Here is a 14,794-nt window from a genome sequence, read left to right on the forward strand (position 1 = left end):
TGCCTGCTCATGTCCAATGCCTCATCGTTTCCTTCGCTATTGGCCGCGCCCGATGGCGGCGCCTGCACGGAAGAGGGGTGCCGAATCCCCTCCGGGGTGACATCGGCGACGGAGGCGGATACGGGTCGCCGGTTCGGAGGCATGGATCGCCTCTATGGAGACGGGACCTGTGATGCCCTGTCGCGCTTGCATGTGGTCGTGGCGGGCATCGGCGGGGTGGGCACGTGGTGCGTGGAGGCTCTGGCCCGGTCGGGTGTCGGGGCACTGACGCTGGTGGATCTGGATCACATCGCCGAATCGAACGTGAATCGCCAGGTTCACGCCCTGACCAGCACGCTGGGTCAGTCGAAGGTGCTCGCCATGGCGGCGCGGGTGCGCGACATCAATCCTCTGTGCCAGGTACGCTGCGTGGACGATTTCGCGGAGCCCGGCAATCTGGATGCCATCCTCGTGGCGCCGTCGCCGTCTACTTGGCGCAATCTGCTGGTGGACTGCACCGACCAGGTGGTTGCCAAGACTGCAATGATTCTGCGGGCCCGGGAACTCGGGTGGCCGCTGCTGGTGTGCGGAGGCGCGGGCGGCAAGACGGATCCCATGGCTCTGCGCGCGGGAGATCTGGCTGACGCCGCGAACGATGCGCTGCTCGGCCGCGTTCGCCAGGAGCTGCGCAAGCGCCACGGCTATCCGAAGGGCGGCGCGGCGGGTGGCAAGCCGCACCGCCGGCCGCCGCGCATGGGGATATCGTGCCTGTGGTTCGATCAGTCAGTGGTGCTTCCCGCTGCCTGGACACGGAATGCCACGGCGGCCCTCGCCGCTGTCCCGGGCGCCACCCTGTCCGGCGGGGTTCCCGGATCTCCGGTTGCGTCCGGCCCGCAGGGCCTGTCCTGTGCGGGCTACGGTTCCGTGGTGACGATCACGGCGACCATGGGCATGGCCGCCGCCGACTGGGCGATTCACCGAGGTCTGCCTACCGCTTCATGAATTCCGCCAGGATCTGCCCGGTGTGCGTGGCGCTGGCGCATAGGTGCTCCGGGCTGCCCTGGGCGACGACGCGGCCGCCCTGGTCGCCGCCTTCCGGCCCGAGATCCACGATCCAGTCCGCTTCGGCAATCACGTCCAGATTGTGTTCGATGACCACCACGGTATGGCCAGCGTCGACCAGGCGGTGCAGGACGTGGATGAGCTTTTCCACGTCGGCGGTCGACAGGCCGACGGTCGGTTCATCCAGCACGTACAGCGTATGCGGGATGCGGGATGCGCGACCCGTGCGCAGCACGCCTTCGTCCAGATGGGCCTTGGTCAGCTCGGTGACCAGCTTGATGCGCTGGGCCTCGCCGCCTGACAGCGTGGGCGATGGCTGCCCCAGCGTCAGGTATCCCAGGCCCACATCCTGCATCAGTTGCAGGGCGCGGGCGATCTTGCGGTGGGCGGCGAAATGTCCCACGGCTTCGTCGACTTCCATGCGCAGCACGTCTCCCGCGCTGCGTTCGTGCCAAAGGACGTCCAGCGTCTCCTGATTGAAGCGCGCGCCGTGGCAGGCGTCGCAGGGCACCTTCACATCCGGCAGGAAACTCATTTCGATGGTGCGCATGCCCTGGCCTTCGCATTCGGGGCACCGACCCTCGCCGGTGTTGAACGAAAAGCGCGAGGCCGTCCAGCCGCGCAGCCGCGCCTCCCGGGTACTGGCGTAGAGCTTGCGGATGTCGTCCCAGAAACCAATGTAGGTCGCCGGGCAGGAACGCGGCGTCTTGCCGATGGGCGTCTGGTCCACTTCCAGCACCCGGTCGACCGCTTCCCAGCCACGGATCTGGCGGCATCCCTGCCAGCCCCCCGTATCGACCCGGCCCACCTTGCCCGCCAGGTTGTCCAGCAGGACTTCGCGCGCCAGCGTCGATTTGCCTGAGCCTGAAACGCCGGTGACGACGGTGAGCCGCCCCAGCGGAATGCGGGCATCCGCGTGGTTCAGATTGTGCAGCGAAGCGTCGAGGATTTCCAGGGATGGCGTGTCGCGCAAGACTTCCCGCCGGCCGTTCATCGGGTGCGCCAGAGGTTCCCGCAGGTAGCGGCCGGTCAGCGACGCCGGATTGTCGATGATGTCCTGGACCGTGCCCTGCGCCACCACCATGCCGCCGCGTGTCCCGGCCCCCGGGCCCACGTCGATGACGTGGCCGGCGCGCCGGATGGTGTCCTCGTCGTGCTCGACCACGACCAGCGTGTTGCCGTGGCCCTCCAGGCGCGCCAGCGCATCGAGCAGGATACGGTTGTCCCGGGGGTGCAGCCCGATGGTGGGTTCGTCCAGCACATAGCAGACGCCCTGAAGGTTGGAACCGAGCTGCGCCGCCAGGCGGATGCGCTGGGCTTCGCCGCCCGACAGGGTCGGGGCGGCCCGATCCAGCGCGAGGTAGCCCAGCCCGACGTCCATCATGAAGTTCAGGCGGCTGCGGATTTCACTCAGGATGTCGCGGGCGATTTCGGCCTCGCGACCGCTCAGCGTGAGGCCCAGGAAGAAGCGCTGCGCGTCGCTCACCGGCAGTGCCGCCAATTCCGCAATCGAGCGCTGGTGCCACTGGAAGGCCAGTGCGACGCGGTTCAGCCGCTGGCCCTGGCATTGCGGGCAGGTCTGCAAGACCTCGGCGCCGTCGTCGAGCCAGCCGGCCTCTTCCCCCGTCTGGTCTTCCGTGAAGCCCAGCAGTTGCACCCCGGTACCGAAGCATCCGGGGCACCAGCCGTGGCGGGAGTTGTACGAAAACAGCCGGGGATCGGGCTCGGGGAAGCTGGTGCCGCAATTGGGGCAGGCGCGTTTGATCGAAAAGGTCAGCAGCGCCGGGTTTGGCGCCAGGCCCGACGCACGACGCGCCTGCAGCGATGAGGAACCCGGTCTCGTCAGCCCCGTCAGCACGCGAAAAGTGCCGTGGCCCAGCGCCAACGCCGAGCGTACCGCATCGCGCAACTCCGCTTCGTCGGCAGCGTCCACCATCAGATCGAGCACCGGCAGCTCGATGGTGTGTTCCTGGAACCGGCTCAGGCGCGGCCAGGGAGTGACTGGAATGAACTCGCCATCCACGCGCAGGTGACTGTAGCCGTGCGAGCTCGCCCATTTGGCGAGTTCCGTGTAATAGCCCTTGCGTGCCACGACCAGCGGCGCCAGCAGTCCGATGTGATCGCCGGAATGGTCGCGCAGCAATTGCGCGACGATCTGCTCGGGACTCTGCGGCGCCACCGGGACGTGGCAGTCCGGGCACATCTGCGTTCCCAGGCGGACGTACAGCAAGCGCAGGAAATGGTGAATCTCCGTCATGGTGGCCACGGTCGACTTGCGCCCGCCCCGGCTGGTGCGCTGCTCGATGGCGACGGTGGGCGGGATGCCATAGATGGCGTCCACGTCGGGCTTGCCCGCGGGTTGCACGATGGCGCGCGCGTAGGCGTTCAGCGACTCCAGGTAGCGCCGCTGGCCTTCGTTGAAAAGGATGTCGAAGGCCAGCGTCGACTTGCCGGAGCCCGACACGCCCGTGACCACCGTGAATTCGTTGCGCGGGATATGGACGTCGATGCCCTTGAGATTGTGTTCGCGGGCATTCAGGATGTGGATGTCCGGGCTGGCGGGGGCGTGCAGGCGGGCGGCGGGCTCGTTCAGGGGTAGCGCCTGGCCGCCCGTCTGGCGGGTGTAATCGCACAGTGCGCGGCCGGTGTGGGAATCGGCGCTGCGCATCACGTCTTCCGGCGTGCCCTGGACGATGATGCGGCCCCCCGCGTCGCCGCCTTCGGGACCCAGGTCCACGATCCAGTCCGCGGCGCGGACCACGTCCAGGTTGTGCTCGATGATGAGCAGCGAATGACCGGCGGTGAGCAGCTTGCGGAAGGCGCGCATCAGCCGGGCAATATCGTCGTAATGCAGTCCGGTGGTGGGTTCGTCGAACAGCAGGAGGCTGCCCTTGAGCACCCCCCGGGGAGCCCGGGAGCGGGCTGCCTCGGCCAGGTGCCCGGCCAGCTTCAGGCGCTGGGCTTCGCCGCCCGACAGCGTCGGCACCGGCTGGCCCAGGCGGACGTATTCGAGCCCGACGTCGGCCAGCGGCGCCAGGCCCCACTGCACGTCGCGCAGCCCCTTGAAGAAGTCCAGGGCTTCGCTCACCGTCATGTCCAGGACTTCGTCGATGGCCGCCGTGCGGCCCAGGTGTTCGATGCGCACCTCCAGGATCTCGGGCCGGTAGCGGCGCCCGTTGCAGTCCGGACACCGCAGATAGACGTCCGACAGGAACTGCATTTCCACGTGCTCGAAGCCCGTGCCGCCGCAGGTCGGACAGCGGCCGTCGCCAGTGTTGAAGCTGAAGGTCCCGGCGGTGTAGCCCCGTTCGCGGGACAGGTCAGCGGCCGCGAACAGCTTGCGGATGGCGTCGAAGGCGCCCACGTAGCTCGCCGGGTTGGAGCGCGCCGTCTTTCCGATGGGGGTCTGGTCCACCAGCACGATATCCGCGAGCAGTTCCGCGCCCAGCAGGGCGTCGTATTCCCCGGGGGTCTCGGTGGGCCGTCCCAGGCGCTTGCGCATGGCGGGGTACAGCACGTCCTGCACCAGCGTGGACTTGCCCGATCCCGACACCCCCGTGAGGCAGACCAGCCGGCCCAGCGGGATGGCGAAGTCCACGTTCTTCAAATTGTTGGCCCGCACGCCCTTCAGCAGCAGCCGGGGCGTATTGGCGGCGACCGGCATGGGACGCGGCGCCTCGATGTGTCGGCGGCCCCCGAAATATTGGCCCGTCAGGGTGTCGGCGCGGCTCAGTTCGGCGGGCGTGCCGTCGAACACGATCTGCCCGCCTCGTTCACCCGGCCCCGGGCCGATATCCAGAACCCGGTCGGCCGCCACCATGACTTGTGGATCGTGCTCCACCACGACCAGGGTGTTGCCGTGGTCCCGCAGCCGCTGCATGACCTGCACGATGCGGTGGATATCCCGGGGATGCAGTCCGATCGACGGCTCGTCCAGCACGAACAGCGTGTTGACCAGCGACGTGCCCAGCGCGGTGGTCAGGTTGATGCGCTGGACTTCGCCGCCGGACAGTGTGCGGCTTTGCCGATCCAGCGACAGGTAGCCCAGACCCACGTCGCACAGGAAGCGCAACCGCGTGCGGACTTCATCCAGCAGTTCGGACAGTGCCTCGTCCATGACCTGGCCCAGTTCGATGTGCTCGAACCAGTCCCGTACCCGCGTGATGGGAAGCTGCATGAGGTCATGGATGCCCAGGCCGGGCAGCGCCACGAGCTGAGCCTCCGTCCAGGAGACGCCGGGCGGCATGAACCGCGGATGCCCCGGAATAGGGCTTCGGCCCCGGCCCAGGCGCCACAGCGTGGCGTCCGGCTTCAGCCGCGCGCCCTTGCAGTGCAGGCAAGGGGTGTAGCTGCGGTATTTGGACAGCAGGACGCGGACGTGCATGCGGTAGGCGCGGGACTCGAGCCAGTCGAAGAATCGCTGTACGCCGTACCACTGGCGCTTCCAGGCCGATGCGCCGCCTTTCCAGTCAGGGGTGCCGGCGATGACCCAATCCTTCTCCTCGGTGCTGAGCCTGTCCCAGGCGATGTCCAGCCGCACGCCCGCCTGTGGCGCGTATCGCTCCATGTCGTCCTGGCATTCCTTGTAGCTGGCGGTTTGCCACGGCTTGATGGCACCCTCGCGCAGGGTGCGGCCGCCGTCCGGGATCACCAGTCCGTAATCGATGCCGATGACGCGGCCGAATCCCTTGCAGTGTTCGCACGCCCCCAGTGGGGAGTTGAACGAGAATGTGCTGGGCAGCGGTGTGGTGTAGGCGATGTCGCAACGGGCGCAGTGCAGCCCCGAACTGAAGCGCCATTCGTCCTCGTGATCCTCGAACAGCGCGTGCACGCTGAGGTGGCCATTGCCCTGGCGCAGCGCTATTTCCAGCGCCTCGTTCACGCGCGCCGGTTCCGCAGTCCCCAGGCGGAATCGATCCTGGATCACGTGCAGCATCCGCTTGCCGCCATGGGCCGTGTCGGGCTCCTCGTCCCCGCGTTCGGGAAGCTCGTCCCCGGTGTCCCCGGTGGTGTCGGCGGTGGTGACGCGCTGCCGGTCGTAGGTCCGGGTGTAGCCCTGCTGCTCCAGAAACCCCCGGACTTCCGCTTCGGTGAAGTTGGCGGGCACCGTGACGGGGAAGCTCACCACCAGCCGGGGATCGGCCCCGGCGCATAGCGCCTGGAGCTGTTGCTGGATGCTGGCCGGATTGTCGCGGCGCACGGGCCCAGCGCATTGCCGGCAGTACAGATGAGCCGCGCGCGCGTAGAGCAGCTTCAGATGATCGTTGAGCTCGGTCATGGTGCCCACGGTGCTGCGCGAGTTGCGCACGGGGTTCACCTGATCGATGGCGATGGCGGGCAGGATGCCGTCGATCCGGTCCACCTGCGGCTTGTCCATGCGATCCAGGAACTGGCGCGCATAGGGCGAGAACGTCTCCACGTAGCGGCGCTGGCCTTCGGCGTATAGCGTGTCGAAAGCCAGTGAACTCTTGCCCGAGCCCGAGACGCCCGTGACGACGGTCAGTTCACCCGTCTGGAAAGTGACATCGAGATTCTTGAGGTTGTTCTGGCGGGCGCCGAGGATGCGGATGGGAGCGTTCATGGCACCATCATAATCTGCGTGCGACCGGCCCGGGACGGCCGCGGCAGAGCCGCGTTTGTGGCAGCGGACGTTGGAGTTGTTACCAGACCGGGCAGCGGCACACAGCCCGCGGTTTGTGATCCGCCGATCTTTGGTAAAATGCACCGTTTTGCTCAATCCGCCCGCCCCCTTTCAGGAGATCCACATGGCCGAAATCAAACGCACCCGGCGCAATACGCTGGAGCGCCGCTGCCTTGGCAAGTCCTTCAAGCGTCTTTTCATCCACGCTCCCAAGAGCGTGTTCAAGATGCTGGAGAAGGTCAAGCGCGCTTGATCGCATCTTGCGGGGTCGTATTGTTTTCATACAATTCGGCCTCAGGGAAACCACGGATCCTCGGGTTCGTGGTTTTTTTTTGCAGCTATCATGAGGTCTCGGAAATCGAAAGGAGCTCACCGGCATGGCGTGCTGGCGTCATTTGTTTTCCGTCATCACCCCGACATACAACCGCGCCCACACGCTGGAGCGCGTGTACCGCTCCCTTCAGGAGCAGTCCTTCCAGGACTTCGAATGGGTGGTGGTGGATGATGGATCGACGGACCATACCCGTACTCTGGTACAGGGGTGGCAGCAGGAAGCCAGTTTTCCGGTCCGTTACGTCTGGCAACCCAATCAACATAAGAAAACAGCTTTCAACAATGGCGTGCGCCATGCGCGGGGCGAATGGCTGGTGGCCATCGACAGCGACGACGAGTTGGATTCCAATGCGCTCTACCACATGTCCTGTGTCTGGGACCAGATCCCGCCGGCCGCGCGCGGGCGCTATGTGGCCATCACCGGATTGTGCGCCGGACCGGATGGCCGCGTCGTGGGCGACATGTATCCCCAGGACGTCATGGACGTCAGTTCGCTGGACATGACCTTCCGTTATCACGTCCGCGGCGAAAAGTTCGGGTGCCTGCGTACGGATGTGCTACGGCAGTTTCCGTTCCCGGAAGACATCCCGGGGTTCGTGCCCGAAAGCCTGGTCTGGAACGCGATTGCGCGGGCGGGCTATCTGACGCGCTTCGTCAATCAGGTGTTCCGGGTCTACCACGACAGCGCCGACAGCCTGTCCCGGCAGGGGCGGTCCGCCACCGGCAGCCGGCATGCTCTGGGTTTGTGGCTGCTGGCGCAAGATACGCTCGAAAACTGCCTGCCATGGTTCCGCTGCCAGCCGGCGTCGTTCTTCGCCGCTGGCGCGCGCTATACGCGCTTTTCGCTGCACCTGTGGAGCGCCGGCACTCGTCGCCCCGCGGGGCGCGCCGTGACGCACCTGGGCGCGCGCCTGCTGGTGGCCGGTACGGCGCCGCTGGGCCTGGTGTTGTACGTTCGCGATCGGCTCCGGGAAGCCCCCACGAGCCGCCAGCGAAATCGCCCGGGCCGTCCGGGCGTTTCAGCGTCCGAGAACCACGGCAAGCAGAAGACCTAGCCATCGCGGCGCTTCCGGCCTGGACCGGCGCGGTCCCTCCTTCGGCATCCTTCAGCGATGTTCCGGCCTCTCCGGATCGTCGTCATCCTCCAGGTCATCCGGATCATCCACATCGCTGGCCGCGGGCGCAGGTTCGTCCCCGAGGCCAAAAGGCAGCAGTTCTTCCAGCGTGTCGGACCAGCCGACTTCCTCGCCCTGGGCGTCCACCTTCACGAAACGCGCGCCTTCCTGGTCCGACAACTGGATCGCCCACAGAAGCGTGCAGTCCAGCGGAGTGCCGTCGCTGAAGTTCAAGCCGCCTTGGCTGCCCAGCACGCGGGCGTCGGGGCCACCAGCCTGGACGCGCGCAATGTCCTCGTCCGTGTCGGCAGGATCCAGCGGGATGGCGAACAGCACCCATTCGAAGCCTTCTCCAGGTTCGGGGACGATCTCCGCAATCACGGGCTTGCCCAGATAGGCACAGAGCGCATCGGCCGTGCGGCCCAGCAATGCGGCTTCGTCGGAGGTGAACGCGAGGGGCAGGGACATGGGGAGCTCATCAGCAAAAGGGAGAAGGCGGCAAGGATGATTTTACGGGTTCCGACTGGATGCCGGCCAGTGCGCTGGCGATCATCGTCCAGACCGACGGTCGGGGATCGCAGGAAGCGCCGGTGCATCCGGTTGCGTCGACCCGATTGGGCTTTGCGCGGCTTGCAGCCTACAATCGTTCTGTCGCGCGGCTGAACCCTTCAGCCGGCAGTTTTGGCGCTTGCTCGATGGCACAGTACGTTTATTCCATGAACCGGGTCGGCAAGATCGTGCCGCCCAAACGGCAGATCCTGCGGGACATCTCCCTGTCTTTCTTTCCGGGCGCCAAGATCGGCGTTCTGGGCCTGAATGGCGCGGGCAAGTCCACGCTGCTGAAGATCATGGCGGGCGTGGATCGCGACATCGAAGGCGAAGCCACGCCGATGCCGGGCCTGAAAATCGGCTATTTGCCCCAGGAGCCGCAACTGGATCCCGAACATACGGTGCGCCAGGCGGTGGAAGCGGGGCTGGGCGAGGTTTTCGAGGCGCGCAAACGGCTCGACGAAGTCTATGCCGCATATGCCGAGCCCGACGCGGATTTCGATGCGCTGGCCGCCGAGCAGGGGCGGCTCGAGGCGGTGATCGCGGCGGCCGCCACCAGCGGCAGCGATGACATCGAGACCCAGATGGAAATCGCCGCGGACGCCCTGCGGCTGCCGCCGTGGGATGCCAACGTGGGCCATTTGTCGGGTGGTGAAAAGCGCCGTGTCGCGCTGTGCCGGCTGCTGTTGTCCAAGCCCGACATGCTGCTGCTCGACGAGCCCACCAACCATCTGGATGCCGAATCCGTGGAGTGGCTGGAAATGTTCCTGCACCAGTTTCCGGGAACCGTGGTGGCCGTCACCCACGACCGCTACTTCCTGGACAATGCGGCCGAATGGATCCTGGAGCTGGACCGCGGCCACGGCATTCCCTGGAAGGGCAATTACAGCTCCTGGCTGGAACAGAAGGAAGATCGGCTCAAACACGAAGAAGCCGCCGAATCGGCCCGCCAGCGCACGATCAAGAAGGAACTCGAATGGGTCCGGCAGAACCCCAAGGGCCGCCAGGCCAAGGCCAAGGCGCGCCTGGCGCGCTTCGAGGAGCTGTCGTCGGTCGACTATCAGAAGCGCAACGAAACGCAGGAAATCTTCATTCCGGTCGCGGAACGCCTGGGCAACGAGGTCATCGAATTCCGCGACGTGGCCAAGTCCTTCGGCGATCGCGTACTGATGGACGGCCTGAGCTTCAAGGTCCCGGCTGGCGCAATCGTAGGCATCATCGGGGCCAACGGCGCGGGCAAATCCACCCTGTTCCGTATGATCACCGGCGCGGAAAAACCGGATTCGGGCGAGGTGCTGCGCGGCCAGACCGTGAAGCTGTCCCATGTGGATCAGTCGCGCGGGTCCCTGCCGGACGACAAGACGGTTTTCGAGGCCGTTTCCGACGGCGCCGATCTGCTCACGGTCGGCCGTTTCGAGGTGTCGTCGCGGGCTTATCTGGGGCGCTTCAACTTCAAGGGCGCCGATCAGAACAAGCAGGTGGGCAAATTGTCCGGCGGCGAGCGCGGCCGCTTGCACCTGGCCAAGACGCTCATTGCCGGAGGCAACGTCCTGTTGCTCGACGAACCGTCGAACGACCTGGATGTGGAAACGCTGCGCGCGCTGGAGGACGCCTTGCTGGAATTCGCCGGCTGCGTCATGGTGATCAGCCACGACCGCTGGTTCCTGGACCGCATTGCCACACATATCCTCGCGTTCGAGGGAGATTCACGTATCGTGTTCTTCGACGGGAACTATCAGGAATACGAGGCGGACAAACGGGCGCGCCTGGGTGAAGAAGCCGCGCGACCGCACCGTCTGCGGTACAAGGCGCTGAAATAGCGCGGGCTGCGGCAATGCGCGCGTGCCGTCCGGGGGCGACCCGGGGGGCTGCCGCAACCGTTCCGGTCTCTTCGATGACGGAGGTTGGCATGGGGTCTGACAACATCGGTTCGGCTCTGTTGACGGCGCATCGCAGTCTGCTGCTGATCGTGGACATGCAGGACAAGCTGCTGCCCGCCATTGACGATGCGCAAGCGCTCGTGCAGCGTGTGGCGCGGCTGGCCCAGGCGGCTCGCCTGCTGTCCGTTCCCGTCTGGGCCACCGAACATTGGCGGGACAAGATCGGTGCGACGGATCCTTCGCTGGCGAGCCACGTGGACAGGATCCAGGCCAAGACGCATTTCAACGCCTGTCGGGAACCCGACTTCATGGCGCATTGGCCCCATGGCCGGACCCGCGTGTTGTTGACAGGCACAGAGGCCCATATCTGCGTGTTACAGACGGGGTTGGGGCTGGCGCAGGCGGGTTACCGCCCGGTGCTGGTGAGGGATGGCGTGGGTTCGCGCCGGTCAGCGGACCACGAGGCGGCTTTACGCCGCTGGCGGTACTACGGGCTCGAGACGATCACGGCTGAGATGGCCCTTTACGAGTGGCTGGAGACCCCGGCACACCCGGCCTTTCGGGACGTGCTGCGGCTCGTGAAGTAACGCGCTGCCGCAGCTCGACACAAATGTAGTGTCGGCTCACATTTTTGCGCTGGGTGCTGGTATATAAAGGGAGCCACGATGCCACGTGGGCATTCCAGACATCATTCCAATGAATAGGAGAACTCCATGACCCTCACGACATTCGGAAAACTGAGCGTGGCCGCGCTGCTGGTCACCGCCATGGCCGGGTGCTCCTCCTGGGACAACATGAGCCACCGGCAAAAGGCGGCCGTCACGGGCGCCGGCCTGGGGGGCGTCGCGGGGGCCGTCGTTACGGGCGGCGGGATTCTGGGTACCGTCGGGGGTGCCGCGATCGGCGGCGTGATCGGCGACCAGATCGGGAAGAATCGGTAACGCGCTGCACCCTCAGCAGAAGTTACTGATGCATCGGGCGCCCTTCGGGGCGCCTTTTTTGGACGATCGCGCGCTTCGTCATCACCACGACGCATAAAAGCGACGACTTGTATCCAAAACGGGGGCCAAACGGCGGAATAACAGGCGTAATTCGCCCCAAGCGCAAAACTATGTAGCGGGAGAATGATTGTGTAGTAATCTGGGCTACCCGAGCCGGATGTGACGTTTCTGTCTGACCATCGTGGGATACCGTGACGGGTTTCGTGTGATGACCTTGAGGAGAAACACATGTACGTCGAACTGTGCAGGAAATTGTGGATTGCCGCGCGCAATCTGAAGGATGACACGCGGGGAATCGCGGCGCTGGAATATGCGGTATTGGCGGCTATTGTTCTGGCGGCTGTTGTCGCAGGGCTTTCGGGAACGGATGTGGCCGACCTGTTTACCAGGATGAAGACGGCTATAACTAGCGCCACCACGGCGAGTTAGATTCTCATTCGGCTCAGAGGACGGCAATTGTTTGCATCGCTCCTGGTAGCGGCTTTCGTTGGCGTCCCTCTGGCTCTGTTGGCATTCGGTGACCTTCGACACAGGCGGCTGCCAAATCAACTTATTGTCTGGTATGCCGCCGGGTTTTTGATGGCCTTCTGGCTAACCGGCTCCTCCGCTTCTGTCGTCAAGCTTCATTTTTCGGCGGCAGCGGTCGGCTTCCTCGTGCTGTTCTTGTTATTCGCTCTGGGCGTCATGGGCGGCGGGGACGTCAAGCTGGGGACGGCTGTGTTGTTGTGGTCCGGCCCCAGCCTGGCGTTCCCGACCGTCGCCATCATCGCCTGGGCAGGCGGGATCCTGGCGGTGCTTGGATGGCTGGTGGATCGGAAGGCGTACCAGCGCCTGACCTGGAAACCAGCCCGATGTGTCGGGCATGCGCTCTCCGCCAGTCGCGGGGTGCCTTACGGTGTGGCGCTGGCCTGTGGCGGCTGGTTCGTGGTGTGGCAGCAGTATCAGAGCCTGGGGAAGATTTGAATGTCGTCTGTCCTTAAATTTTCGCTGATACTCCTCATGGCAGCCGTGCTGGCCATTGGCGCTCGCGCGATGTATGTGGGCAGCCTGAATCAAAAGGCCGCGCCTTCGCCGGACGTCCGCATCCGGGTGACGGCCGCCGAACTCCCGGCCGGACTTCTGCTGCGCGACAGTGATCTGGCATGGAAGACCGTGCACCGCAACAAAATGCCCAAGGATGCGATCGTCGAAGGCACGACGCAGGCGGTTGTGGCGGGTGCCTTGGTGCGCCATCGCCTGGAGGCGGGGGCCGTGCTGCATGCCGCGGACGTGATTGCCGCGGGGAGCCCCGATTTTCTCGCGGCGGCCCTGAAGCCCGGACTGCGGGCCGTTACCGTGCCGGTGGACGACGTGTCGGGCAACGCGGGACTGATTCAGCCGGGCGATTACGTGGACATGATCCTCACCCAGCGCATGGGGAAGGGCGGTGACATGGGGCCCGACCAGCGGCGTGTGGTGAGCGAGACCGTCGTCGAAAATGCTCGCGTCATTGCGGTGGGTTCGAGCCTTCAGCGCGCCTCCGATCTGACCCCGCACAACCGTGTGCGGACTGTCACCATAGAGGCCAATTCGCGCGCGGCCGAGGCCATCACCGTGGCGGCCCAACTGGGCAGCATCTCCATGGCGTTGCGCAGCTTCGCCACCACCGACCGGGCTGCCCGCATCGCGGGCGACGCCGCTGGAGCCTCCGTGGTGGCCTGGGGCGACGATGCAAAGTCTCCGCAGTCGGGTCCGGTATGGGGCAGCGATGTGTCGCGCGTCCAGGAATCGCGGCCGGCTGCCGTGGCCCCGGTCGAAGCCAGACCGGAGATTCCCCGCAAGATCGTGATCCTGCGGGGCAGTGACAAGAAGGAACAGGAGCTGGGTGTCCATGCGCGGTAACCACAGGATGTATTCGATGGGAAGCGGGTTGCGGGCTGCCGTGCTGGCCTGCGTGCTGATGGGGGCCCCGCTGGCCGCATCCGCCATGACGCTGGCCATCGGCTCCGGCCAACTGGTGCGCGTGCACGGCGAGGCGACGACCGTGTTCGTGGCCGATCCGGAAATCGCCGATGTCCAGGTTCCGACCCCGAACGCCATCCTGGTGCTGGGGCGGCGCGCGGGCACCACCACGCTGTATGCGCTGGACGCCACCGGCCAGCAGCTCGTGAAAGAGCAGATCGTCGTGCGCCACAACCTGGCGGAGCTGCAGGATATCCTGCGCCAGCGGTTCCCGGCGTTGCGCCTGGCGCTGGAATCGGCACCCGGTTCGCTCATGGTGAGCGGCAACGTGCCGGACGCAAAGACTTCCGAAGCCATCGCCAGCACGATCCACCCCTATCTGGGGGACAAGGACAAGCTCATCAATCGCCTGACCGTCAACAGTCCGACGCAGGTGTACCTGCGGGTCCGGGTGACGGAGATGTCCAAGGACATCACGCAGAAGCTGGGCATCAACTGGAGCGTGGTCGCCAGCCCTGGTCAGTTCGTGACGGGCCTGATAGGCGGGCGCAGCATCTTGAATGCCGGCGGCTATTCGCTGCCATCGGAAGGCTATTCTTTCCTGGGCGGATACTCGAAGACAGGGGCGCCCGCACAAGCCATGATCGACGTGCTGGACAAGGAGGGCCTTATCAATGTGCTGGCCGAGCCCAATCTGACGGCGGTCTCGGGTCAGACGGCCAGCTTCCTGGCGGGGGGCGAATTCCCGGTGCCGGTCAAGCAGGATCGCGACACCATGTCCGTGGAATTCAAGCCATTCGGCGTGGCGCTGGACTTTACCCCGACGGTGCTGAGCGATGATCGCATCAGCCTGACCGTGCGCCCCGAAATCAGCGAGCTGGATCCGAACGCCAGCATTGTGATGGATGGCCTGACCATCCCGGGAATCCGCGTCCGCCGCGTCGAGACCACCGTCGAGATGGCCAGCGGCCAGAGTTTCGCCATCGGGGGCTTGCTGCAGAACAACATCACCGATGTGGTCAGCAAGATCCCGGGACTGGGCTCCATTCCGGTCCTGGGCAAGCTCTTTTCTTCGTCCGACTACCAGAACCACAAGAGCGAGCTGGTGGTGATCGTGACGCCGTATCTGGTGCGCCCCACGAGTCCGGATCAGCTCACGACGCCGATGGCGAGCATGCGCGCCAATTCGGACATTGAATATGTGCTGGGCCACAGTATCGGCTACGACCCGCTGAAGGGCAATGTGCCGCGCCTGAGCGGTTCGGCCGGTTTCGTCTATTGAACGGAGGCTGC

The 14,794-nt window shown here is 65.5% G+C and carries 11 protein-coding genes and 2 pseudogenes; 10 read left to right on the forward strand and 3 right to left on the reverse strand.

Going from position 1 to position 14,794, the window contains the following annotated elements; genetic code table 11:
• Positions 1–141: 141 nt before the first annotated feature.
• Positions 142–981 (forward strand): tRNA threonylcarbamoyladenosine dehydratase, encoded by an 840-nt coding sequence (locus ACVCMJ_RS00190; RefSeq protein ID WP_447082618.1) that lies wholly within the window; start codon positions 142–144, stop codon positions 979–981.
• Here the strand turns inward: ACVCMJ_RS00190 and ACVCMJ_RS00195 are convergent.
• Both ACVCMJ_RS00195 and uvrA read right to left on the reverse strand, forming a co-directional pair.
• Positions 968–2,812, reverse strand: a pseudogene (locus tag ACVCMJ_RS00195) (excinuclease ABC subunit UvrA); the annotation flags it as partial. The gene ACVCMJ_RS00190 and the pseudogene ACVCMJ_RS00195 overlap by 14 nt on opposite strands.
• A 101-nt stretch (positions 2,813–2,913) precedes the next feature.
• Positions 2,914–6,622 (reverse strand): annotated as a pseudogene (uvrA, locus tag ACVCMJ_RS00200) (excinuclease ABC subunit UvrA); the annotation flags it as partial.
• A gap of 184 nt (positions 6,623–6,806) precedes the next feature.
• Here uvrA and ACVCMJ_RS00205 point away from each other — a divergent pair.
• Both ACVCMJ_RS00205 and ACVCMJ_RS00210 read left to right on the forward strand, forming a co-directional pair.
• Positions 6,807–6,935 carry a hypothetical protein gene (locus ACVCMJ_RS00205; RefSeq protein WP_447082347.1) on the forward strand — a complete coding sequence of 43 codons (129 nt, stop codon included), beginning with the start codon at positions 6,807–6,809 and terminating at the stop codon, positions 6,933–6,935.
• A 124-nt stretch (positions 6,936–7,059) separates the two neighbouring features.
• Entirely contained in the window at positions 7,060–8,070 is a 1,011-nt protein-coding gene (locus ACVCMJ_RS00210; protein ID WP_447082348.1) for a glycosyltransferase family 2 protein, read from the forward strand.
• 51 nt (positions 8,071–8,121) lie between these two features.
• Here ACVCMJ_RS00210 and ACVCMJ_RS00215 read toward each other — a convergent pair whose 3' ends face one another.
• Complete coding sequence (locus tag ACVCMJ_RS00215; RefSeq protein WP_447082349.1) at positions 8,122–8,598, reverse strand: hypothetical protein; 477 nt, start codon at positions 8,596–8,598, stop codon at positions 8,122–8,124.
• 227 nt (positions 8,599–8,825) lie between these two features.
• Between ACVCMJ_RS00215 and ettA the strand changes: the two genes are divergently transcribed.
• The 7 genes from ettA to ACVCMJ_RS00250 all read left to right on the forward strand — a co-directional run bounded on the left by ettA (position 8,826) and on the right by ACVCMJ_RS00250 (position 14,783).
• Positions 8,826–10,499: an energy-dependent translational throttle protein EttA gene (gene ettA / locus ACVCMJ_RS00220; RefSeq protein WP_447082619.1), complete on the forward strand. Its 1,674-nt coding sequence runs from the start codon at positions 8,826–8,828 to the stop codon at positions 10,497–10,499.
• Between the two features lie 89 nt (positions 10,500–10,588).
• A complete protein-coding gene (locus ACVCMJ_RS00225) occupies positions 10,589–11,146 on the forward strand; it encodes an isochorismatase family protein (protein ID WP_447082350.1) in 558 nt (185 codons plus the stop codon).
• A gap of 126 nt (positions 11,147–11,272) precedes the next feature.
• Positions 11,273–11,500 (forward strand): glycine zipper 2TM domain-containing protein, encoded by a 228-nt coding sequence (locus tag ACVCMJ_RS00230; protein WP_447082351.1) that lies wholly within the window; start codon positions 11,273–11,275, stop codon positions 11,498–11,500.
• Positions 11,501–11,788: 288 nt separating this feature from the next.
• Positions 11,789–11,989 (forward strand): Flp family type IVb pilin, encoded by a 201-nt coding sequence (locus ACVCMJ_RS00235; RefSeq protein WP_447082352.1) that lies wholly within the window; start codon positions 11,789–11,791, stop codon positions 11,987–11,989.
• A gap of 78 nt (positions 11,990–12,067) precedes the next feature.
• Positions 12,068–12,523: an A24 family peptidase gene (locus ACVCMJ_RS00240; RefSeq protein WP_447082620.1), complete on the forward strand. Its 456-nt coding sequence runs from the start codon at positions 12,068–12,070 to the stop codon at positions 12,521–12,523.
• Positions 12,524–13,441: a Flp pilus assembly protein CpaB gene (gene cpaB, locus ACVCMJ_RS00245; RefSeq protein WP_447082353.1), complete on the forward strand. Its 918-nt coding sequence runs from the start codon at positions 12,524–12,526 to the stop codon at positions 13,439–13,441.
• Positions 13,431–14,783 carry a type II and III secretion system protein family protein gene (locus ACVCMJ_RS00250; RefSeq protein ID WP_447082354.1) on the forward strand — a complete coding sequence of 451 codons (1,353 nt, stop codon included), beginning with the start codon at positions 13,431–13,433 and terminating at the stop codon, positions 14,781–14,783. The genes cpaB and ACVCMJ_RS00250 overlap by 11 nt, the downstream gene beginning before the upstream one ends.
• Positions 14,784–14,794 lie beyond the last annotated feature (11 nt).

This window comes from Castellaniella sp. UC4447_H14 (assembly GCF_052978285.1).

Bases quoted from the DNA above. Each gene is read 5' to 3' on its own strand.
- ettA (WP_447082619.1), top strand. From the start codon at position 8,826: ATGGCACAGTACGTTTATTCCATGAACCGGGTCGGCAAGATCGTGCCG.
- cpaB (WP_447082353.1), top strand. From the start codon at position 12,524: ATGTCGTCTGTCCTTAAATTTTCGCTGATACTCCTCATGGCAGCCGTG.
- ACVCMJ_RS00210 (WP_447082348.1), top strand. From the start codon at position 7,060: ATGGCGTGCTGGCGTCATTTGTTTTCCGTCATCACCCCGACATACAAC.
- ACVCMJ_RS00250 (WP_447082354.1), top strand. From the start codon at position 13,431: ATGCGCGGTAACCACAGGATGTATTCGATGGGAAGCGGGTTGCGGGCT.
- ACVCMJ_RS00230 (WP_447082351.1), top strand. From the start codon at position 11,273: ATGACCCTCACGACATTCGGAAAACTGAGCGTGGCCGCGCTGCTGGTC.
- ACVCMJ_RS00225 (WP_447082350.1), top strand. From the start codon at position 10,589: ATGGGGTCTGACAACATCGGTTCGGCTCTGTTGACGGCGCATCGCAGT.
- ACVCMJ_RS00205 (WP_447082347.1), top strand. From the start codon at position 6,807: ATGGCCGAAATCAAACGCACCCGGCGCAATACGCTGGAGCGCCGCTGC.
- ACVCMJ_RS00215 (WP_447082349.1), bottom strand. From the start codon at position 8,598: ATGTCCCTGCCCCTCGCGTTCACCTCCGACGAAGCCGCATTGCTGGGC.
- ACVCMJ_RS00190 (WP_447082618.1), top strand. From the start codon at position 142: ATGGATCGCCTCTATGGAGACGGGACCTGTGATGCCCTGTCGCGCTTG.
- ACVCMJ_RS00235 (WP_447082352.1), top strand. From the start codon at position 11,789: ATGTACGTCGAACTGTGCAGGAAATTGTGGATTGCCGCGCGCAATCTG.